The sequence below is a fragment of the Bradyrhizobium commune genome (assembly GCF_015624505.1).
In the GTDB taxonomy this organism is placed as follows: Bacteria; Pseudomonadota; Alphaproteobacteria; order Rhizobiales; family Xanthobacteraceae; genus Bradyrhizobium; species Bradyrhizobium commune.
The window spans coordinates 5,094,647-5,114,549 of the sequence record NZ_CP061379.1 but is presented as its reverse complement, the minus strand read 5'-3'; the positions used below and the strand labels follow the sequence as shown (position 1 = coordinate 5,114,549).

20 protein-coding genes are annotated in these 19,903 nt (G+C 64.8%); 4 read left to right on the top strand and 16 right to left on the bottom strand.

Going from position 1 to position 19,903, the window contains the following annotated elements:
- Positions 1-10 precede the first annotated feature (10 nt).
- Both IC761_RS24205 and IC761_RS24200 read left to right on the top strand, forming a co-directional pair.
- Positions 11-1,690, top strand: a complete 1,680-nt coding sequence (locus IC761_RS24205; RefSeq protein ID WP_195799143.1) for a S8 family serine peptidase — start codon at positions 11-13, stop codon at positions 1,688-1,690.
- A 474-nt stretch (positions 1,691-2,164) separates the two neighbouring features.
- Positions 2,165-2,839 carry a TIGR03809 family protein gene (locus tag IC761_RS24200; RefSeq protein ID WP_195799142.1) on the top strand — a complete coding sequence of 225 codons (675 nt, stop codon included), beginning with the start codon at positions 2,165-2,167 and terminating at the stop codon, positions 2,837-2,839.
- Here IC761_RS24200 and IC761_RS24195 read toward each other — a convergent pair.
- The 16 genes from IC761_RS24195 to IC761_RS24120 all read right to left on the bottom strand — a co-directional run bounded on the left by IC761_RS24195 (position 2,836) and on the right by IC761_RS24120 (position 16,425).
- On the bottom strand, positions 2,836-4,206 hold the full coding sequence (locus IC761_RS24195; RefSeq protein WP_195799141.1) for a TIGR03808 family TAT-translocated repetitive protein: 1,371 nt from the start codon (positions 4,204-4,206) through the stop codon (positions 2,836-2,838). The genes IC761_RS24200 and IC761_RS24195 overlap by 4 nt on opposite strands.
- Positions 4,207-4,405: 199 nt before the next feature.
- Entirely contained in the window at positions 4,406-5,053 is a 648-nt protein-coding gene (locus IC761_RS24190) for a pyroglutamyl-peptidase I (protein ID WP_195799139.1), read from the bottom strand.
- Positions 5,050-6,036 (bottom strand): methylmalonyl Co-A mutase-associated GTPase MeaB, encoded by a 987-nt coding sequence (gene meaB / locus IC761_RS24185; RefSeq protein ID WP_195799138.1) that lies wholly within the window; start codon positions 6,034-6,036, stop codon positions 5,050-5,052. Before meaB ends, IC761_RS24190 begins: the two co-directional genes overlap by 4 nt.
- 21 nt (positions 6,037-6,057) lie before the next feature.
- Positions 6,058-6,402, bottom strand: coding sequence for a HepT-like ribonuclease domain-containing protein (locus IC761_RS24180; RefSeq protein ID WP_195799137.1), 345 nt, complete (start codon positions 6,400-6,402; stop codon positions 6,058-6,060).
- Positions 6,403-6,717 carry a nucleotidyltransferase family protein gene (locus IC761_RS24175; RefSeq protein ID WP_195799136.1) on the bottom strand — a complete coding sequence of 105 codons (315 nt, stop codon included), beginning with the start codon at positions 6,715-6,717 and terminating at the stop codon, positions 6,403-6,405.
- Positions 6,718-6,859: 142 nt separating this feature from the next.
- On the bottom strand, positions 6,860-7,846 hold the full coding sequence (locus IC761_RS24170; RefSeq protein WP_195799135.1) for a tripartite tricarboxylate transporter substrate binding protein: 987 nt from the start codon (positions 7,844-7,846) through the stop codon (positions 6,860-6,862).
- Positions 7,847-7,959: 113 nt separating this feature from the next.
- Positions 7,960-8,736: an RsiV family protein gene (locus IC761_RS24165; RefSeq protein ID WP_438265148.1), complete on the bottom strand. Its 777-nt coding sequence runs from the start codon at positions 8,734-8,736 to the stop codon at positions 7,960-7,962.
- Between the two features lie 122 nt (positions 8,737-8,858).
- On the bottom strand, positions 8,859-11,015 hold the full coding sequence (gene scpA / locus IC761_RS24160; protein ID WP_195799133.1) for a methylmalonyl-CoA mutase: 2,157 nt from the start codon (positions 11,013-11,015) through the stop codon (positions 8,859-8,861).
- On the bottom strand, positions 11,012-11,203 hold the full coding sequence (locus IC761_RS24155; protein ID WP_195799132.1) for a hypothetical protein: 192 nt from the start codon (positions 11,201-11,203) through the stop codon (positions 11,012-11,014). Before IC761_RS24155 ends, scpA begins: the two co-directional genes overlap by 4 nt.
- 41 nt (positions 11,204-11,244) lie before the next feature.
- Positions 11,245-11,709 (bottom strand): GFA family protein, encoded by a 465-nt coding sequence (locus IC761_RS24150; protein ID WP_195799131.1) that lies wholly within the window; start codon positions 11,707-11,709, stop codon positions 11,245-11,247.
- Complete coding sequence (locus IC761_RS24145) at positions 11,706-13,577, bottom strand: methylmalonyl-CoA mutase subunit beta (protein ID WP_195799130.1); 1,872 nt, start codon at positions 13,575-13,577, stop codon at positions 11,706-11,708. Before IC761_RS24145 ends, IC761_RS24150 begins: the two co-directional genes overlap by 4 nt.
- Before the next feature lie 81 nt (positions 13,578-13,658).
- Positions 13,659-14,150 carry a 2-amino-4-hydroxy-6-hydroxymethyldihydropteridine diphosphokinase gene (folK, locus tag IC761_RS24140; RefSeq protein ID WP_195799128.1) on the bottom strand — a complete coding sequence of 164 codons (492 nt, stop codon included), beginning with the start codon at positions 14,148-14,150 and terminating at the stop codon, positions 13,659-13,661.
- 1 nt (position 14,151) lies between these two features.
- Positions 14,152-14,520 carry a dihydroneopterin aldolase gene (folB, locus tag IC761_RS24135; protein WP_008553485.1) on the bottom strand — a complete coding sequence of 123 codons (369 nt, stop codon included), beginning with the start codon at positions 14,518-14,520 and terminating at the stop codon, positions 14,152-14,154.
- On the bottom strand, positions 14,517-15,389 hold the full coding sequence (gene folP / locus IC761_RS24130) for a dihydropteroate synthase (protein ID WP_195799126.1): 873 nt from the start codon (positions 15,387-15,389) through the stop codon (positions 14,517-14,519). The genes folB and folP overlap by 4 nt, the downstream gene beginning before the upstream one ends.
- Positions 15,390-15,626: 237 nt before the next feature.
- Positions 15,627-16,034 carry a DUF4332 domain-containing protein gene (locus IC761_RS24125; RefSeq protein WP_195799125.1) on the bottom strand — a complete coding sequence of 136 codons (408 nt, stop codon included), beginning with the start codon at positions 16,032-16,034 and terminating at the stop codon, positions 15,627-15,629.
- Positions 16,035-16,059: 25 nt separating this feature from the next.
- Entirely contained in the window at positions 16,060-16,425 is a 366-nt protein-coding gene (locus tag IC761_RS24120; protein ID WP_195799124.1) for a DUF2267 domain-containing protein, read from the bottom strand.
- Between the two features lie 359 nt (positions 16,426-16,784).
- Here IC761_RS24120 and IC761_RS24115 point away from each other — a divergent pair, with 359 nt between their 5' ends.
- Both IC761_RS24115 and IC761_RS24110 read left to right on the top strand, forming a co-directional pair.
- Positions 16,785-18,407 (top strand): helicase HerA-like domain-containing protein, encoded by a 1,623-nt coding sequence (locus tag IC761_RS24115; protein WP_195799123.1) that lies wholly within the window; start codon positions 16,785-16,787, stop codon positions 18,405-18,407.
- Between the two features lie 142 nt (positions 18,408-18,549).
- Positions 18,550-19,887 (top strand): glycosyltransferase family 87 protein, encoded by a 1,338-nt coding sequence (locus IC761_RS24110; RefSeq protein ID WP_195799121.1) that lies wholly within the window; start codon positions 18,550-18,552, stop codon positions 19,885-19,887.
- Positions 19,888-19,903: the final 16 nt, after the last annotated feature.

The following is a 19,903-nucleotide window of genomic DNA, read 5'->3' as shown; positions in this document are numbered from 1 at the left end:
TGTTCAGCCCATGACGCGCAAGTATGAGAATGGGGAAAGATACGGGGCCTTTGCTTCGTCGGTCGGCGCCGCGCTGCTGCTTGCCGCCTGCCTCGGCATCGAGGTTGCCCATGCCCAGGCGATCATGCGCACGCCCACCATCAGCGTCCCCTCGCGCACGCCGACGATCAGTCCCAGCGTCGCCGCGCGGGCGGTAAGCGTCGACCGCGGCCCGCGTGTGGTTCCGACCGCGCATATTTCGGCGCGGATGGCGCCGACGTCAGTGCTGCCCTATGCACACTACTCGCCGAACCTTTATCCCGCCTGCAGCGCGCCCTATCGCGACAGTGACGGCGAATGCCTCGCCCAGCCGAATGCAGGCGGCGGCGCCGGCAAGTCAGGCAAGAAGAGCGCCGGCAATGGCCGCCGCAATAACACCCCGGTGGCTGTAACCCTGCGCAGTTTCGCCAACGAATTCGTCGCCGAGGTCGACAGCGCGCTGTCTCTGGCGGAAGCCGACGAGCTTGCGCGCCGCCATGGATTGACGCGCGTATCATCCGAGAATTTCCCGCTGATCGGGGCCACGATCGGCCTGTTCCGCATCGCCGATGGCCGGCCGTATGAGACGGTGCGGCGCGAATTCGCCGCCGACGGCAGCGTGCGCTCGGTCCAGCAAAATTTCCGCTACATGCTCCAGGACCAGAAGCCCGCGGTGGCGGTCGAGGGCGATCCTGCACAATACGTGCTGGCAAAGCTCCGCCTGCCGCAGGCGCATACGCTGGCGCACGGCGCCAATGTCACGATCGCAGTGATCGACTCCGGCATCGACACGAGACATCCCGAGCTCGCAAACTCCATCGCAGAGAATTTCGATGCGCTCGGCAGCACCGAGGGGCCGCACATCCACGGCACCGGCATTGCGGGGGCCATCGTGGCGCATGCGCGGCTGATGGGCAGCGCGCCGGAAGCCCGCATCATCGCCATTCGCGCTTTCGGCGGCACCAGCGGCGGCGCCGAAAGCTCGTCCTACATCATCCTGCGCTCGCTCAATTACGCCGCCGAGCACGGCGCGCAGATCGTCAATATGAGCTTTGCCGGCCCGAAGGACGCCGTGATCGAGCGCGCCATCGCAGCGACCGCGGCGCGGGGGCTGGTGCTGATCGCGGCCGCCGGCAATGCGGGCGCGAAATCGCCGCCGCTCTATCCCGCCGCCAACCCCAACGTGATCGCGGTCAGCGCGACCGACCAGCAGGACAGACTCTTCACCGCCTCCAACCGCGGCAATTACATTGCGCTCGCCGCACCCGGCGTTGACATCTTCCTGCCGGCGCCGGAGGGCAAATACCAGATGACGTCGGGCACCTCGTTCTCGGCGGCCTATGTCTCCGGCGTCGCGGCATTGCTGCTCGAGCGCAACTATGCGCTGAAGCCGGAAGCACTCCGCATGACGCTTGCGAAGACCGCGCGCGATCTCGGTTCACCAGGCCGTGATGACCAGTTCGGTGACGGCGAGGCCGATGCGTTCGCCGCGGTCATGGCTGTTCCCGCAGACAGCGCGACACCGGTTGCGGCTGCATCCGGCACAACAAAACGTGAAGATGCCGAGAAGCGTCGCGACGACCCCGGCATTCGCACCATCGAGCAGCCCTCGCTGTCGAGCGCCGACGATAAATCCACGATTTCCCAAGTGGATAAGCCGGCGTCGCGATAGCCGCCTGCGACAAGATTGCGCGCTCGCCAAAGGTTAAAAAATCGAATGCCGCTTTGAACATTCGGCCCGCTACCACGACCAAAATATGTGGGAGCGGTCATCCCTCCCCATAAGTCATATCAGGCGCGAGCGCCCATCCACCCCAAGCGCCCATATGGCTCGACCCGTCCGGTTGTCCCCCCGGACGGGTCTTTTCTTTTTGGGGGCCGGATTCTCGAAGCCTTGCGTGGGTTCGGCTTGAAGTGGCCCGAGCTCATCGCCAGCGGTCGGCCAGGTCCCGCAGGCCCGCCATGCTTGTGCGAAGCTTGACTCGAAAACCGCTCAAATCTCCGCGCGACTACGGTGTTTCATGACGGCAGCCGTGTCGTTGCTGGACAAGTCGAAACTTTTCCACAAAATATTCATGTCGCTACCAAATTGATTCGTGTGCGTTGCGTCCCCCGCGTCCGTATTTTTCTCCTGACGGGCTGGTTCATGACACATCGCCAAAGCGCGGCCGGAGGCCGCGACATTGCGGCACGCTGGTGCGCTCTCGCAGAACAGCGGCTGGAACATCTTTCAGAAATGTTCGAAACAGGACGCTGGCGCCGCTATCACTCTGAAATCGCGTTCCTCGAAAACATCCAGGAAGCCAAGCGCGCGGTCCAGACCTGGCGCGCCATCGCGACCGGCGGCGACGTTGCCGCAGCTGCCGCGAGCGTGACCTCTGCCTTCGGCTGGTCGCCGGCGACGATGCCGCGGGTGTTTCCGCGCGAGCAGGCCCAGACCGTGCAGCCGAAGGCCGTCCACATCGCGCCTGAGACCGCCATTCCAGTCAGGCTCAAGCCGACGCCGGACGTGCTCCCTGAGGTGACCGAAGCTCCGCTCGTGCCGGTTCCCCCGACGGTGCCGCTTGCGGCGCCTGCACCGGTGGCATCGTTCACGGCGCCTGCTGATGTCCCGTCGCTCAAGGCTCCCGCTGCGAGGGCGCCGCTAACCGCACCTGCTGTGAGGTCGCCGCTGACCAAGCCTGCCGCGATGGCGGCGCTCCTGCCCCAGTTTGCACCGCCGGCCGCCGAAATCGTCGCAGCCCCCGAGCGTGTCGTCGAATTCACCTTCAGCCTCGACGGCCTGGAAGCGAGGTACCCGCTGCTGCGGAACGCGTTCTAGCGCCGCACCGCATTCCCGCCGACCATCACCTGCGCAAAGCGCTGCGCGCCGTCGGCTGAGAGATCGGTGGTCACCGCACGCGCGTGTTCGAGTCCGACGATTGCGCCAAGCGGGGTTTCCGAGATCATGTTGTTGTTGACGAGCGCGGTGCCGGCGCCCGGCACCACGGAGACGCCGATGCCAGCCAGCGCCTTGCGGATCACATTGCCGGAGATCACGACATCGCGCAGATATTTGCCCCAGCCGGCGACGATGCCGTAGGACGGCGCGTTCTCGATCACGTTGCCGGTCACCGAACTATCCGCCTCGATGTAGATGCCGACGCCGGCATCGTCATCCGGCGCAGTCCCGATCGGCCGCTTCGGGATCAGATTGCGGATGATATTGCCCTGGACCACGGCGATGCGGCCGCCCTCGTTGAAGTTGCAGACGGAGACGCCGACCGCGGCGCCGTCGACAATGTTGTTCGCGATCACTGCGGCCTCGAACGCAAACTCGGAATAGAGTGCGACCTCGCGCACGTCGCTGACGCTGTTGCCGGTGATGTGGATGTTCGAGGCCGAATTGCCACGCACCGCGGAATAGTCGCAATTCCTGATCCGGTTGCCGCGCACGATCACGTTGCCGGCCCGGAACGCATTGATGGCGTTGCCGTACTGGCCGGAGCCGCCGGGGCCCGCCTTGATGTCCTCGATGCGGTTGTCGGCGACCAGCGTGCCGTCGTCGCCGATTGCCGTGCGCAGGATCTCGATGCCGTTGTCGTTGGTGCCGACAATGGTGTTGCGCGCAACGCTCAATCCCCTGGCGTCGAACGAGACCACCGCCGTCACCGCGATGTTCGTAAAGATGTTGCCGGAGATATCGCCGGACATCTGCTCGAGCCAGATGCCGCTGCCGCCGGAGCCGGTGATCTCGCAATCGGCGATGCGGACGTCGCGCCCGCCGAGCACGTGGATCAGTCCGCGCCTCGACGGCAGCGGAATGCCGCCGCCGTCAAAGGTGATGCCGGTAAGGCCGATCGCATCGGAGCCGTCGCTCTGGATTGCTGACGCGCCGCCGGTGAAGACGAGCTTCGTCGCGCCACGCACGCCGATCAACTGCGCGCCGTTCGGTAGTCGCAGCAATCCGGTTCGGTAGATTCCGGGCGGCAGGGCGAGGGGCATCTGTGCGCGTGCCGCTTCGTCGATCGCGCGCTGGAGCGCACGCGTCTGGTCCTCGCTGGCGCCGGGCCGCACGCCATATTGGGTCGCATCGCGGCCGAGCAGTGACGTCAGCGGCGCCGCGCGCGCGGCATCGACAGGCATGGCGAGCGCGCCGGCGATGCCCGCGGTCGAGGCCCCAATGAGATGACGGCGATTGAGGTTCATGACGCGTCCTCCGGCGGACGCGGGAGATGTCCGCGACGGTTAGGTAGCGCAGGGCGGCGGTAGACGTGAGGATTGTTCGCGGTAGGGTTAAATGTTTACCCAGCAGAGGGGCCGTAGGGGGCAAAGCGGAGCGTGCCCACCATTTGACCGTAGATCAGAGCGAGACGGTGGGCACGGCGCAAGTGCGCCTTTACCCACCCTACGAGACCCGTTCCTTCCTTGCCAACTGCACCATCTCCATCAGCATCGCTTCGCCGGCATCCACCAGCTCCTCCAGCGTGATCCGCGGTGCACCCTTGCGCCGCACGGCGCCGCTGCGGGCCAGCAGGGGAATATGGATGAACGCCGCGAGCTGCGGTCCACCGGCCCGCACATTCTCGATTGCGCGCCAGCTGAGGTAGTTGCAGAGATAGGCGCCGGCATCGCGCGAGGAACGCGCATCGATGCCGGTGAGGCGTGCCGCACGCAGCAGCTTTGCCGTGTGCGGACCGAACATCATCGCACCCGCGTCGCCATCGATACCGCGCTTGCTTGAACGGGTGTTGGCGGCGTCGGGCCAGAGCATGGTGACGGCGTTGCGCGCGCGGGTCTCGATACGCAGGTAGGGCGTTCGTGCGGCGAGGCCGAACATCAGGAGCGCATCCGGCCTGACGTTCGTGAGCACCTCCGGCAATTGCCGGTCGACCGCGGCATAGGTCACTGGAAAGATGTGGCTCGCGCGCTCGACATCATCGAGCCCCGGGCGGCGCAGTTGCGCTAGCCGCGCCACCAGCGGCTGGGTCGGATTGTAGGGCGCGCCAGGAAAGGGCCCGAAGCCTGTGAGGAGAATACGGAGTTTTTCGCTCATTGCAGCAACCCCAGAATTTGCTCGGCCGCGAGCGCCGGTGTGAGATGGCCGTCGGCCACCTCAGTTTCGATCTTCCTGACCTTGGTCCGCACCGACGCTTCGCTGCGCAGCCGCGACAGCATGCGCTGCTCCAGTATCGACCACATCCACTTCACCTGCTGGTCACGCCGCCGCGCGGCGAATTCGCCGGATGCGTTCATCGCCTTGCGGTGATCGAGGATCTTTTGCCAGAGCTTTGCGATGCCGTCGCCGGTGAGCGCCGAATAGGTCTCGACCGGCGGATGCCAATGCTCGGAGCGGGGCGCCAGAATATGCAGCGCGCCGCGATAGTCGGCGGCAGTGATGTTGGCGCGCTTGAGATTATCGCCGTCGGCCTTGTTGATCGCGATCATGTCGGCGAGCTCGACCAGGCCCTTCTTGATGCCTTGCAGCTCGTCACCGCCGCCGGGTAGCATCAGCGCCAGGAAGAAATCGGTCATGTCGCAGACCGCGGTCTCGGACTGACCGATGCCGACGGTCTCGACCAGCACGACGTCGAAGCCGGCCGCCTCGCAGAGCAGCATCGCCTCGCGCGTCTTGGCGGCGACGCCGCCGAGCGTGCCCGAGGACGGTGAGGGCCGGATGAAGGCCTCGTCGGATGCCGACAGCCGTGCCATCCGCGTCTTGTCGCCGAGGATCGAGCCGCCGCTCCGCGCCGACGACGGATCGACCGCGAGCACTGCGACCGTGTGGCCCTGCTCGATCAGATAGGTGCCGAGCGCATCGATGGTGGTGGATTTGCCGACACCGGGCGAGCCGGTGATGCCGACGCGAACCGCCTTGCCGGTGTCGGGCAACAACGTCTGCACCAGCTCGCGCGCCAGCGCCTGGTGGTCGCTGCGCCGGCTCTCGACCAGCGTGATGGCGCGCGCCAGCGCCGCGCGGCTGCCAGAGCGAACGTCGCGGGCAAGGGATGCGATGTCGATGAATTTGCTATTGGTCATTATTGATTTCGCGTCCAGCCACTAGCGGCCCGACACGCGAATGTGTCTTTCAGCGCAGGATTTCAACGGTGGAAGGTGGGTTTGAATGATGTCCCAAACGATCTCGGCCTTCGTCGTGTGACAGGCATGACGCAGAAGATTTCCGAAGTCGACCATCCTGCGCCAGTCGATTCCCGACTCGGCTCGCTTGACCTCATCCGGGATGAATCTTGATGCCTCGCAGATAATTTCGAGAAGCCGTTCGATTGCCAGCCGTGCGGTTCTTCCAGAGACAAATCGATCGAATGTAAAGCCGTGCATTACATTCTCGATGTCGGCGATGGCTTCTAGAATATCCCGCAGCCGATCTTCCATGGTCGGCGGCATTCAGAAGACCTCATCCAGGTCGTCCGCAATCCGTTCGGCCACGCGCGGCTTGAGTAAATCCCGCACAGATATCTGTGCCCGAAGACCGAGATGATCCTCGATCAGGTGCAGGGCCTTAAAGTAATCGAACCGAGGTGCTTCTTCGCGTGAGGTCGTCTCGACTAGGACGTCAAGGTCGCTGTCGGGTCGAGCGTCGCCGCGCGCGCGGGATCCGAACAGGTACAGACGGTCAACACCTGCAGCCCGCAGGGAGGGCGCAAGCTCTCGTAGCTTCCCGACAATCGTCTCGAGCGGAATGTCTGCGACCTCGGTCATCGCTGGATACTAGCACAAGGTCGGCGCCCGGCCCAGCGATAGCGCCCCACGCACACGGGCGGGGACAGGCGAGGCTCCTTGGCTCAGAGGGTCTTGCCGCAGGTCGGGCATTGCGATGAGGCCTCAAATCAGGCCTTTCTAGTTAAGCCTTGGCAAAACCGGCTGCCTTCATGGCCTGACCCATCTGGCCATCAGCCCGGTCCATGAAGCTAGCGAACTGCCCAGCATCGCGCCACACGGTGCCGAAGCCGCGCCTGGTCATGAAATCCCTGAACGCGGCGGAGTCGTACACCTTCTTCAAGGCCGCGGTCAGCCTTGCGGCGACCTGCGGAGCCAGGCCCCTGGGCGCGCCGATGCCGCGCCATGAGCTGGTGGAATAGTCGACGCCGAGCGCCTCTTTCAGGGTCGGCACATCGGGGAAGATCGGATTGCGCGCCGGCGCCATGATCGCGAGGCTTCGCGCCTGGCCGGCCTCGATGGTGGCGCGCGCTTCCGGCACCGAGCAGGTGGTGAGATCGAGGCTGCCTGCCGCGAGATCCTGCATAGCCGGGGCTGCGCCATTTGACGCTGACCACACGACCTGGTTCGCCGGCAGTCCCATCGCCTGCATCCAGCCGACGAGCGCGAGATGCCAGATTCCGCCTTGCCCCGTGCCCGATGCCGTGAACCGTCCTGGCGGGGCCGCCTTGATGGCGTCCATGAGCTCCTTCACTGTCTTGTAGGGCGATGAAGTCGAGACCTGGATGCCTGGCGGGTCTTCGTTCATCAACGCGAGCGGCGTGAAATTCCGCGGTGTCAGATGCGTCACGGCCTGCCAATGCAGCATCGCGATTTCCACGGTCAGCATGCCGATCGTGTAGCCATCCGGCGGCGCGGTGGCGATCTCGGCATGGCCAACCACGCCGGACCCACCGGTGCGGTTGACGACGTTGAAGGGCTGGCCGAGCTCCTTCTCCAGGAGCGTCGCGATCATGTGCGCGGTTGCGTCCGTGCCGCCACCCGCCCCCCATGGCACGATCAGGGTCACCGGCCGCGCCGGATAGGCTTGCGCGCGCGCAGGCATGAGGAGAGCGGAGGTGGCCGCAGCCACAGAAGAGGCCGCAAAAGCGCGGCGCGTAATCCCTGACATCAATGTTCCCGGCGGTGCCCTCGGGAATCGGGCTGGTGTCGAGCCAACATTTTATGCGGCTTTGTACGGATGTCGCAAGCGGCAGGCTCGCGACGCTGTGAGCAACGAGGCGACTACCGCGCCTCGTCCGCGTCGCCCTTCGGCCGCGCGCCGCCGAAGATGCGTGCGCCCTCCGCCGTGAGGTAGGGCTTCAACGTCTCCCAGGGAACGAAAGCGACATATTCGCCCTCGGCGTAGGGGCCGACGGCATAGGGCGGATAGTGGAAGGTGAGGCCGGAGCTTTTGCCCGCTTCGGTCGAGGGCGCCAGCGTCACCGCGCCGATCTTGAGCAGGCTCGGCTCCACGCCCTTGAACCATTCGTCGGTCGCGGTCTCGCTGCTATCGCGCTTCTTCTTCTCGATTCTGAGCGAGGCGATCACGGCCTTCACCATCGCCTTCATGGTGGGACCGCCATCGGCAGTTTCGCCGAAGAACGGACGGATCGAGATGCGCTTGTTCTCGGCCTTGTCCCACAGGATCGTGTTGACGTCGGAATTGGGATGCGCGCCGTGGGTGTCCATGTAGTCGTTGCGCAGCAGGCTGACATAGCGGTCGGCGACCACCGAGCGGATGGAATATTTCCGCTCAAAATCCCAGCCGCCGTCCCTGAAGAGCTGCGGATCCTCCTTGCGCGAGGCGGCCGCATCGGCCGCGTTCCTGTCGAGCCACTTCCTGCCATCGGCGAGGCAGTCCGCCGCCAGCGCCGCATCCGCCTTGATCTTGTCGTCGAGGAACACCCGTGCCTCGATGTTCCTGTTCTTGATGGCGGCGTCGGGTTTGGGATCGGCGGCGAAGGTGGGCGAGGCGAGGGCGACCGCAGCGACGGCCGAAAGGATGGCGATGGTGCCCAGAAGCAAGGCCGCGCGCGGATTTGCACGATATGTCACTTCGTTATCCATGGATGTGGGTCGTGAAGATTGGTCGCGGCAAGGCACCTGCTGGTTTGATACCAGGGGGCCCGGCTGCGACGGAATTACTCCGCCGCCTCGCTATGCCCGAGCCGGGCGTTCAGCTTGCGGATCAGCTCCTCGGCCGCGTCCGCAATCACCGTGCCGGGCGGGAAGATGGCTTCGGCGCCGGCCGCGTAGAGCGCGTCGTAATCCTGCGGCGGCACCACGCCGCCGACGATGATCATGATGTCCTCGCGGCCCTGCTTCTTCAGCGCGGCCTTCAATTCCGGCACCGCGGTGAGGTGGGCGGCGGCGAGCGAGGAGACGCCGAGGATATGGACGTCGTTCTCGACCGCCTGCCGGGCGGCCTCATCGGCGGTCGCAAACAGCGGCCCGATGTCGACGTCGAAGCCGATATCGGCAAACGCCGACGCGATCACCTTCTGGCCACGGTCATGGCCGTCCTGGCCGATCTTGGCGACCAGGATGCGCGGGCGGCGGCCTTCCGCCTCCTCGAAGGCGTCGATCAGCGCCTGAACCTTTTCGACCCGGTTGCCCATGCTGGACGCCTCCCGCTTGTAGACGCCGGTGATGGATTTTATTTCGGCGCGATGGCGGCCGAACACTTTCTCCATTGCGTCAGAGATTTCGCCGACGGTGGCCTTGGCCCGCGCCGCATCGATGGCGAGTGCGAGCAGATTGCCGTTGCCTTCTCCGGCCGAGCGCGTCAGCGCGGCGAGCGCGGCATCGACGTCCTTCTGGCTGCGCTCCGATTTCAGCCGCGTCAGCTTGTCGATCTGGAGCCGGCGGACATTGGTGTTGTCGACCTTCAGGATGTCGATCGGTGCCTCGTCGGTCGGCTTGTACTTGTTGACGCCGATCACCGCCTGCTTGCCGGCATCGATCCGGGCCTGCGTCATGGCCGAGGCCTCCTCGATCCGCAGTTTTGGCACGCCGGCCTCGATCGCCTTGGCCATGCCGCCGAGCTCCTCGACTTCCTGGATGTGGCTCCAGGCCTTTGCGGCGAGGTCGCGCGTGAGCCGCTCGACATAATAGGAGCCGCCCCAGGGATCGATGATGCGGGTGGTGCCACTCTCCTGCTGGAGGAACAGCTGGGTGTTGCGGGCGATGCGCGCCGAGAAATCGGTCGGCAGCGCCAGGGCCTCGTCGAGCGCGTTGGTGTGCAGCGACTGGGTGTGGCCTTGGGTCGCCGCCATCGCCTCGACCGTGGTGCGCATCACGTTGTTGAAGACGTCCTGCGCAGTCAGCGACCAGCCCGAGGTCTGGGAATGCGTGCGCAGCGAGAGCGAGCGCGGGTCCTTCGGGTTGAAAGGCTTCAGCAACTTCGCCCACAAGAGGCGCGCAGCGCGCAGCTTGGCGACTTCCATGAAGAAGTTCATTCCGATCGCCCAGAAGAACGACAGCCGCGGCGCGAAGCGGTCGACGTCGAGGCCTGCGGCAAGGCCGGCACGGAGATATTCGACGCCGTCGGCGAGCGTATAGGCAAGCTCGAGGTCCTGCGTCGCGCCGGCCTCCTGCATGTGGTAGCCGGAAATGGAAATCGAATTGTATTTCGGCATCTTTTGCGAGGTGAACGCGAAGATGTCCGAGATGATCCGCATCGAGGGCGCGGGCGGATAGATGTAGGTGTTGCGCACCATGAACTCTTTCAGAATGTCGTTCTGAATGGTGCCTGACAGCTTCTCCGGCGCCACGCCCTGTTCGCCCGCAGCCGCAACATAAAGCGCGAGGATCGGCAGCACCGCGCCGTTCATGGTCATGGACACGCTCATCTGGTCGAGCGGGATGCCCGCAAACAGCGTTCGCATGTCGTAGATGGAATCGATGGCCACACCGGCCATGCCGACATCGCCGCCGACGCGCGGATGATCACTGTCATAGCCGCGATGGGTGGCGAGGTCGAAGGCGACCGAGAGGCCCTTCTGCCCAGCCGCGAGGTTGCGGCGGTAGAACGCGTTGGAATCCTCCGCCGTGGAGAAGCCGGCATATTGCCGCACTGTCCAGGGCTGGTTGACATACATGGTCAGGTAGGGACCGCGCAGATAGGGCGCGATGCCCGGATAGGTCTCGAGGAAATCGAGCCCGGCCAGATCGGCCTCGCCATAGGCGGGCTTCACCAGAATGCCTTCGGGCGTCAGCCACGGCTCCGCGCTGCCGGCTGGCGCGGCGGTCGCGGTCCGCTCAAAGGCGACATCGGCGAAATTGGGAATGCGGCTCATTCCTTGGATTCCTCAAACCTGCGGTGATGCTCGATCAGCCGCTGCAAATTCTTCTTGTATGCGGGATCATCCGACCGGTTTTTAGTTATCGCACCAGTGCCGCCCCACAGCGCCTGCGCGAACAGGTTTCCGACATTCGCCTTCCAGTCGATCAAGCCCAGCACTATTTTTCCCAGCACCCGCAGCATCTCAATAGCCTACCATAGTCGCAGTCTCGATGCGTCGACCCTCAATCATGATCCGGATGCTGATGACTGACGATGGTCGCCATCTTGTCCGGCCCGTAATTCTGCTGCGTGGTCTGGCTCGGCAGATTGGCGACGCCGACCACCCAGCCGAGGCGTGACTCGGTTCCGTACTGGCGCGTTGGCACCAGCCGGTCCGGGCGGTCGAAGGCGCCGGTCATGATCTCGATGCGCGGGCCGTCGATGCGGCGGAAGCTCAGCGGCGTGCCGCAGGCGACACAAAAGTCGCGCATCGCGATCGACGAGGATTGGAACGCCGATGGCGCGCCCTTGGTCCAGGCGAAGTCACCCTTCTCGATCTCGGCGAAGGAAGCGAACGGCGCGCCGCTCGCCTTCTGGCACATCCGGCAGTGGCAGATCGACACCTTGTTCGGTGCTGCCGAAATCGCAAAGCGCACCGCGCCGCATTGGCAGCCGCCGGTGAGAACGGGTTTGCTGGCCTCGGTCATGTCTGCTCCATCCGCAGGTAGGCGTCCTGCAAGGTTGCAAGCGCATCGCTCCCGGCGAAGACAAAGCCCGTGACGCCGGCTGCACGGAGGGCCGCCTCGGCCTCGGCCGGGCGGCCTGCCAGATAGATATGTCGCGCCCCGGCACTTTGCAGGGCCTGCGCGGCCGCTTCAGCAGTAGCGGCATAGACCTTGTCGCTGGAGCAGAGGCAGGCGAGTTCCGCGCCGGAGGTCTTGAAGGCGGCGGCCAGCCTGGCTGGATCGGCAAAACCCTCGCTGTCGACGGCCTCGATGCCGCCGGTCTCGAAGAAGCTCTTTGCAAAGGTTGCGCGCGCAGTGAAATCGGCGGGCGTGCCGAGATTGGCCAAAAACACCTTTGGCCGCGCGCCGCGCGCCTTCAACACTGCATCGGATTTGTCGCGTAGCGTCTCGAACGGTTGCGCCAGCCGGATCGGGGTGAGCGCATCGAATTTGTATTTGGCCTCGCCATACGAGGCGAGCGCGATCGGCACAGCCGTGAGCACCGACGCCGCACTCTCATGCAGGTTCGGAAACTCGCTGGCGCCGGTCAGCACGTCGCGGCGCTTGGCGATGTTGGCGTCGCGCGCCTTTCGCGCGGCCGCGACCTTGCTCTGGAACAGGCCCTGCTGGAGCGCGGCGAAGGCGCCGCCGGCTGTCTCGCTCTCCTGGAATAGCGTCCAGGCCGCCCCGCACAGCTGCGCGGTCAGCGTCTCGATGCCGCCGGAGCCCGCCGCGGGATCCGAGACCTTGGCGAGGTTGCTCTCTTCCAGCAGCAGGGCTTGCGTGTTGCGCGCCACGCGCCGCGCAAAGGGATCGGGCAGACCGAGCGCCAGCGTATGCGGCAGCACGGTGACCGCGTTGGCGCCGGCGAGCCCCGCCGCGAACGTCGCCATGGTCGCGCGCAGCATGTTCACATAGGGGTCGCGCTGCGTCAGCATGCGCCAGGCGGTATCGGCGGCGATGAACAGCGGCTTCGGCGTCAGCCCGCTCGCGGTCTCGATGCGCGCCCAGAGCAGCCGCAGCGCGCGAAACTTCGCCATGGTCAGGAACTGGTCTGCATCCGCGGAGAGCCGCGCATAGACCATGCCCCGCGCCTGCTCCAGCGGAACGCCGGCGCTCTCGATCGCGCGCAAATACGCGACGCCGCAGGCGAGCACGAAGGCAAGCTCCTGCACCTCGGAGCCACCGGCATCGTGGATCACGCGTCCGTCGGCGGAGGCAAACGGCCCCTTGAAGCCGAGCGTGGCAAGTCCCTTGATCCCGCTCGTGACGGCGGGAACGATCTCCTCCCAGCTGTAGGGGCTATGTCCCCACACCGCACAGGCCGCGAGCGGATCGAGCCCGAACCGGATGTCGCAGGCGGCGGGATCAAGGCCCTTGCTCTTCACATATTCCGCGACATGGATCGCAGCCATCCGCGATTGCGGACCGACCTGGAGCTCGATGCCGATGCCGGCATCGAGATGAATGTCCTTCAGCACCTTTGCGACTGCATCGGCCGAAGGTTCCAGGCCGAAGCCATGCGCGCCGTTGCCACCGGCGAATATCAGCGACAGCCCCGTCGCACCATTCTCGAGATCGACCAGCGCCTGCGCATTCGCGGCGGCTGCATCCGGATGATCGATCCGCTGCATGATTTGCCACGGCGCGGCCGCAGGCCGTCCCACCACCGGCGCAGCGCTCTTGGCACGCGGATAGAGCGGCTCGATCCTCACACCGTCATAGGTCTTGCCGGTCAGCTTCTCGAACGGCGCGCCTTTCAGCACACCGTCGACCAGCTTGCGCCAGTCCGCGTCCGTCGCCTTGGGAAAATCGGCCGCCAGCGGCAGATCGTCAGTCACTGAGGTCATGCGGCGAGGGGCTCCCGAACATCTTGTTATGCGCAGGCGAATTTGCCACGGCGGACCGTCCCTGCAAACGGTCGTTTTTGGTTAACCGGTATCCGGAAGCCGCTCAATGCCTTGCATTGAGACGCTGGCGAGCCCGTCACGGACGCGAAGGCCTGATATTAAGCGATCGGGCGCGATCTCGGCCAGCGGCACCAGCACGAAGGCGCGCTCGAACAGGCGCGGATGCGGCAGGGTCAGGTCCGGCTTTTCCATGCTGACATTGTCATAGGCGATCATGTCGAGGTCGAGCGTACGCGGCCCCCAGCGCCGCTCCTTGTCCCGCGTGCGGCCAAACTTCTGCTCGACCTTCTGCATCACGAACAACAGTGCATGCGGATCGAGGCTGGTCTCGATCTCGATGCAGGCATTGATGAAGGGCGCCTGGTCCTCGTCGCCCCAGGGCGGCGTCGCATAGTCCGACGAGCGCGCGACCAGTGCGGCCTGCGCCATGCCGCAGACATGCGCGATCGCCTTGCCGAATGTCGTGCGGACATCGCCGACATTGCCGCCGAGTGCGATCAGCACGCTTGCCATATCAGGGGTGCCGCGAGCGGGTCAGCATGATGCCGACGTCGTCGAAGATCGCTGCGATCGGCGCATGCGGCTTGTGCACCGTGATCTTCACGGCGCGGATGCGCGGGAAGTGCGACAGGATGGCATCGGCGACCGCGCCGGCCGCGCGCTCCAAAAGCTTGTAGTTGGTGTTCTTGAAGGCCGCCGTCGTGGTCGCCACGACCTCGGCATAGGATACCGTATCGGCGAGCCGGTCGCTTCGCGACGGTTCCGACAGGTCGGTGTAGAGCTCGAGATCGATGACGAAACGCTGGCCGACTTCGGTCTCGTGATCCATCACGCCATGGCGGGCATGGATCGACAGGCCGGTCACGAAGATCGTATCGGTCATGGCTTGCTCTCTGGCTTGCTCTCGATTGCGTTGGCGACCCGCAGGGCCTGCAAGGTCTCGGCGACGTCATGGGTCCGGATGATCTTTGCGCCGTGCTGCACGGCGATCAAATGCGCGGCGAGCGAGCCGGCCAGCCGTTCTTTCGGCTCCGACGGCGACACCGAGGCGATGAAGCGTTTTCGCGAGGCGCCAACGAGGATTGGCAGGCCGAACATGTCGAGCTCGCGCAGTCGCGCCAGCGCGGTCATGCTCTGTTCGGCGGTCTTGCCGAAGCCGATGCCGGGATCGAGCACGATTTTATCGCGTGCGATGCCGGCCTTTGCGGCGATCTCGAGCGAGCGCTGAAAGAACGCCTTCATGTCCGCGATGATGTCGATGGCGGGATCGACGCCGTCGCGGTTGTGCATGACGATGACGGGCACGCCTCTCGCCGCGACCAGCGGCGCCATCGCGGCATCGCGTTGCAGGCCCCAGACGTCGTTGGCAATGGCCACGCCCTGGTCGAGCGCAAAGGCCACGACCTCGGCCTTCATGCTGTCGATCGACACGGGCACGCCGAGCGCGACGACGCCTGCCAGCACCGGCTTCAGCCGCGCGAGCTCGTCGTCGGCGGTGACCGGCCTGGCGCCCTTGTAGGGCCGGGTCGATTCCGCACCGATATCGATGATGTCGACGCCATCAGCAATCATCGCCCGCGCGTGCACCAGTGCCTGGTCCGGCGCGATGAACGCGCCGCCGTCCGAGAAGGAGTCCGGGGTGACGTTGAGCACCCCCATCACCGCCGGAAGCGGCCGTTCCAGCAATGTCCGCAGCAGGTCCGGCCCGGCCGAGCCGGCCGGCGGGACGGATGGAGAGGGCGAGCCATTCATGCGCTTGGCATTGCGCGGTCGGGGAGGGGGAGTCAAGACGGGATGGGCATTGCGACAATGACGATGTTGGGCAGTTGCACCAATGCCTCTCCAACGTCGTCCCGGCGAAGGCCGGGACCCATACCGCGGAATCTATCGGTCGCAGAAAGTCGGAGTACCGAATGATGATCCTCGGCAAACCACTCCCTGTGGTTATGGGTCCCGGCCTTCGCCGGGACGACACCGAGAGTGCGTCTCCTAATACGTGATCTTCGGCGGCAGCTTCCTGGCCTTGGCGATGATGTCGCCGACCGACTTCTCGGAAGGCAGGATGCGGACGAGCTTCTTGCGCTCGTTGGCCTCGCGCATGCTCTGTGCCAGCCTCGCCGGATTTCGATAGGCGAGCTCGCGCACGGTGGTCACGCCGGCGGCGCGGACCAGGCCGACCTTGGCCCGGCCCATGCCGGGAATGCGCATGTAGTCGGAGACGTTGGCCCATTCCAGCAATTGCTGCTCGCTGATGCCGGTCTTGGCGGAGAGCGTCTTGCGGCCCTTGGCGGTGCTAGCGGCTTCCAGCAACGCGTCGGTGGTGCGGATACCGTGCGCCTTCAGCTTGTTGGCGGCAAAGGCCGGCAGGCCCTCAATCTCGGAGATCGGATATGTCATGATACTCGGTATGAAAATGCGTCGCTCAGGCGAACTGGCTGAGGCCCGGCGTCCCTGCGATGATCTTGCCCATCTGATCCGCTCCGATTTTGTCTCGGCCAAAGCGGAAAAGTTCACGGGCGACATCTTGAATTTCGGACATGCCAAGTCCAAGGCTCATCAGGCGCGTGCCGACGGCCATCAGGCCGCCACCCATCAGCCGCGACAGTCCGCCGCCGCTGTTCGAGACCTCGATTGCTGCATCTGCACCGGGGATCTGGTCGATCAGGGCCTGAACGCTGTCGGGAGGGCCTTCGCTGCGGAGGAAACCCAGGATGATGCCGACGGTCTTTTCAGCCACAGCACCATCTATGCTGGCGTTTGTCGCCAGCCGTCCGATCAGCTCGTCCATAAGGCCCGCCCCTCAGCCGGTTTGTATGCCGGAGTATTCGAAAAACGATCTTGAGCCGGTGTGATGTGAAATACAAGCGATGAACGCAGGCAACGTTCCGATTCATTCTCGAACGCGCGAAAAGTGTTGCAACGATGCAAGAGCGAAGATGAAATCAATGAGAAATTGCCGCGGTGCGAATGCTCCGCTCCGACTTTCGGCGCATGTCGAGCGTCCATTCTCCGACAATGTCGCATGTCCGTGGCGTCTTGAACGGTTTCAATCGACGCGCGACATGCGTTAAACTACGGAACTGGCGCGTTCGTGTTTCAGGTATGCGAAACAAACCGACAAGATAGACAGACAGAGTAGAGAGAGCGATGACGGCGCAGGACAACAAGCTCGGCGATACCGACGACAAGATCTTCGTCGGCAAGGGAGACGAGCAGGCCTGGTTGACGCTGGCGCTTGCCAACCGCCACGGTCTCGTCACCGGTGCGACCGGAACAGGCAAGACGGTATCGCTGCAGGTGATGGCGGAAGGTTTTGCGCGCGCCGGTGTTCCGGTGTTCGCCGCCGACATCAAGGGCGACCTCTCCGGCATCTCCGAGGTCGGGGAGGCCAAGGACTTTATTGTCAAGCGCGCCACCGAGATGGGGCTGACCTTCCAGCCCGACCAGTTCTCGACGGTGTTTTGGGATGTGTTCGGCGAGCAGGGGCATCCGGTGCGGGCCACCGTCACCGAGATGGGGCCGCTGCTGCTGGCGCGCATGCTCGATCTCAACGACGTACAGGAGGGCGTGCTCAACGTGGCCTTCCGCGTCGCCGATGACAACGGCCTCGCGCTGATCGACATGAAGGATCTGCGGGCGCTGCTCGATGCCATCGTGCCGGATGCCGGCAAGAAGGGCGCCGACGCCGAGGACAATCCGCTGGCCGATATCAAGAAGGAGGCGCAGGGGTTCGGCAACGTCACCAAGGCGACCGTCGGCACCATCCAGCGCCAGCTTCTGGTGCTGGAGAACCAGGGCGGCGACAAATTCTTCGGCGAGCCGGCGCTGACCTTGAAGGATTTCATGCGGACCGACCGCGACGGCCGCGGCATGGTCAACATCCTCGTTGCCGACAAGCTGATGCAGAGCCCACGGCTTTACGCGACATTCCTGTTGTGGATGTTGTCAGAGCTGTTCGAGGAGCTGCCCGAGGCCGGCGATCTGCCCAAGCCGAAACTGGTGTTCTTCTTCGACGAGGCGCATCTGTTGTTCAACGACGCGCCGAAGGCGCTGATGGACAAGATCGAGCAGGTGGTCCGCCTGATCCGCTCCAAGGGTGTCGGCGTCTATTTCGTCACCCAGAACCCGATCGACGTGCCCGACCGCGTGCTCGGGCAGATGGGCAACCGGGTCCAGCATGCGTTGCGCGCCTTCACGCCCCGCGACCAGAAGGCGGTCGTCGCTGCCGCCCAGACCTTCCGTCCCAACCCCAAGCTCGACACCGCCAAGGTGATCATGGAGCTCGGCAAGGGCGAGGCGCTGGTGTCCTTCCTCGAAGGCAACGGCACGCCGGCCATGGTCGAGCGGGTGATGATCCGCCCGCCATCGGCCCGCATCGGGCCGATCACGCCCGAGGAGCGCAAGGCGATTATGGATGCAAGTCCGGTGAAGGGCAAATACGACACCGCGATCGATTCCGAGTCCGCCTATGAGATCATCCAGAAGCGCATCGCCGGCACCGCAGCGCCGGCGGATGGCTCGGCAGGCGGAGGCGGTGGCGGCATCCTCGGGCAGATCGGCTCGATCGTCGGCACCATCTTCGGCACCAACGTCAAGCGCGGTCGCTTGTCGACGGGCCAGGTCATCGCGCGCGACGTGACGCGATCGGTGACCAATCAGGTGGTCGGGGGAATGGCCGCCAATATCGGCAAGTCGGTCGCCGGCCAGCTCGGTGGCTCGATCGGCCGCACCCTGGTCCGCGGCGCGCTCGGCGGATTGCTACGAAGGTAGACAGAACGACCGGACTGCGGGCTGCCGGTCCGCTCCGGTTGCGCGGATCGGCGGCATTTTTGCCAGGTAATAATTCGGGTGAGGGGGCTCTCCAAGCGCCGGTCGGTCTGCTACGTGCTATCTGTTTCCGACTGGACATCATGTGACCTCATCGAACTCATCCGACAAACCCGGCGCGCTCAGAACCTTGTCGCTGCGTGCGCCACTCGATCTGCTCTTCCTGCTCTGCTGCGTCATCCTCACCGCCGATGTCCTCGGTCCGGAGATCTTTGGCCACAACGGCAAGACCAAGGACTATGCGCTGTGGTACTGGGCCGGGCAGCAGGTGCTGCACGGCGGCCCGCTCTATCCCAGCGACGTCAATCACCAGTTCGAATTCATCTACCCGCCGCTGCCGGCGATCCTGCTGGCCATCCCGAGCTGGTTCGGCAAGATCCCGCTCTACGCCATGCTGTCGGTCCTGAACGCGGTGGTATGGTGGTCCACCGGCAATCTCTCCAATGCCATGACCGGATCGGATCGCAAGCCCGGCCCCTGGCTGGAAGCGCTGCCGGTGATCGTCACCGTGACCTTCGTGTTCGACATGTTCGATCTCGGCCAGCCGAACCTCGTCCTGCTGGCGATGATGCTCTACGGCTTCTGGAGCCTCCAGCACCAGCGGTCCTGGCTCGGAGGTTTCATGTTCGCGCTCGCCACTGCCATCAAGGTCTATCCGATCGCGGTGCTGCCCTATCTGATCTGGCGCCGGCAATGGGCGGCCGTCGTCAGCATGGTCGCTTTCATCGGCATCCTTCTCTATGTCGTGCCGGCCCCGATCCGCGGCTTCGAGCGCAACGCGGCCGAGCTCAAGACCTGGTATCAAGGCATGGTCGGCTCGAGCTCGGAAAAGGGCTTTGGTCAGCGTGACGAGCAGAACTGGTCATGGGTCAACCAGTCCATCATTGCCGTGACCCATCGGCTGGTGCGGCCGATCAACTACAATCAGGAAGATCCCGGCAAGCCGCCGCGCACGATGAACATCATCGACGTCGACTACAAGACGGCGAACTGGATCGTGCTCGCGGTCTCGGCCTTGCTCGGGCTCGGCTTTCTCGCCGTCATGCCGCCACAGCGGCGGCGAACGCCGCGATCTGACGCGGAGGAGCTCGGCATCCTGTTCTGCCTGATGACGGTGGCCTCGCCGCTGGCGCGGCAATACTACTTCATGTGGCTGTTCTTCCCGATCACGGTGCTGATGCATCGTGCCGCCTTCGATGCACGGGCCAATGTTCGGCTGGGAACCTGGCTTGCGCTCGGCCTCGCCGGCATCCTTATGGTGCTGTCGTTGCAGCTGTTTCCCAACGTCATCCAGGCCTGGGGCAACAACCTCATGGCCACGGCGGTCCTTGGCGTCGCGCTCGCATGGCACATCCGGCATCCGCCGGTTGCGGCTGGCTCTGAGGCCGCGACAGGGCTAAAACCCAAACCGTCTTCAACTTAAGCCGTCTTGAGATTCA

Excerpts from the sequence above, each read along its gene's own strand:
- folK (WP_195799128.1), bottom strand. The coding sequence starts at position 14,150 with ATGGCAAGCGTGCTGATCGCACTCGGCGGCAATGTCGGCGATGTCCGC.
- IC761_RS24150 (WP_195799131.1), bottom strand. The coding sequence starts at position 11,709 with ATGACCGAGGCCAGCAAACCCGTTCTCACCGGCGGCTGCCAATGCGGC.
- folB (WP_008553485.1), bottom strand. The coding sequence starts at position 14,520 with ATGACCGATACGATCTTCGTGACCGGCCTGTCGATCCATGCCCGCCAT.
- scpA (WP_195799133.1), bottom strand. The coding sequence starts at position 11,015 with ATGAGCCGCATTCCCAATTTCGCCGATGTCGCCTTTGAGCGGACCGCG.
- IC761_RS24170 (WP_195799135.1), bottom strand. The coding sequence starts at position 7,846 with ATGTCAGGGATTACGCGCCGCGCTTTTGCGGCCTCTTCTGTGGCTGCG.
- folP (WP_195799126.1), bottom strand. The coding sequence starts at position 15,389 with ATGAATGGCTCGCCCTCTCCATCCGTCCCGCCGGCCGGCTCGGCCGGG.
- IC761_RS24120 (WP_195799124.1), bottom strand. The coding sequence starts at position 16,425 with ATGGACGAGCTGATCGGACGGCTGGCGACAAACGCCAGCATAGATGGT.
- IC761_RS24115 (WP_195799123.1), top strand. The coding sequence starts at position 16,785 with ATGACGGCGCAGGACAACAAGCTCGGCGATACCGACGACAAGATCTTC.
- IC761_RS24145 (WP_195799130.1), bottom strand. The coding sequence starts at position 13,577 with ATGACCTCAGTGACTGACGATCTGCCGCTGGCGGCCGATTTTCCCAAG.
- IC761_RS24175 (WP_195799136.1), bottom strand. The coding sequence starts at position 6,717 with ATGACCGAGGTCGCAGACATTCCGCTCGAGACGATTGTCGGGAAGCTA.
- meaB (WP_195799138.1), bottom strand. The coding sequence starts at position 6,036 with ATGACCAATAGCAAATTCATCGACATCGCATCCCTTGCCCGCGACGTT.
- IC761_RS24155 (WP_195799132.1), bottom strand. The coding sequence starts at position 11,203 with ATGCTGCGGGTGCTGGGAAAAATAGTGCTGGGCTTGATCGACTGGAAG.
- IC761_RS24180 (WP_195799137.1), bottom strand. The coding sequence starts at position 6,402 with ATGCCGCCGACCATGGAAGATCGGCTGCGGGATATTCTAGAAGCCATC.
- IC761_RS24200 (WP_195799142.1), top strand. The coding sequence starts at position 2,165 with ATGACACATCGCCAAAGCGCGGCCGGAGGCCGCGACATTGCGGCACGC.
- IC761_RS24205 (WP_195799143.1), top strand. The coding sequence starts at position 11 with ATGACGCGCAAGTATGAGAATGGGGAAAGATACGGGGCCTTTGCTTCG.
- IC761_RS24190 (WP_195799139.1), bottom strand. The coding sequence starts at position 5,053 with ATGAGCGAAAAACTCCGTATTCTCCTCACAGGCTTCGGGCCCTTTCCT.
- IC761_RS24125 (WP_195799125.1), bottom strand. The coding sequence starts at position 16,034 with ATGACATATCCGATCTCCGAGATTGAGGGCCTGCCGGCCTTTGCCGCC.
- IC761_RS24195 (WP_195799141.1), bottom strand. The coding sequence starts at position 4,206 with ATGAACCTCAATCGCCGTCATCTCATTGGGGCCTCGACCGCGGGCATC.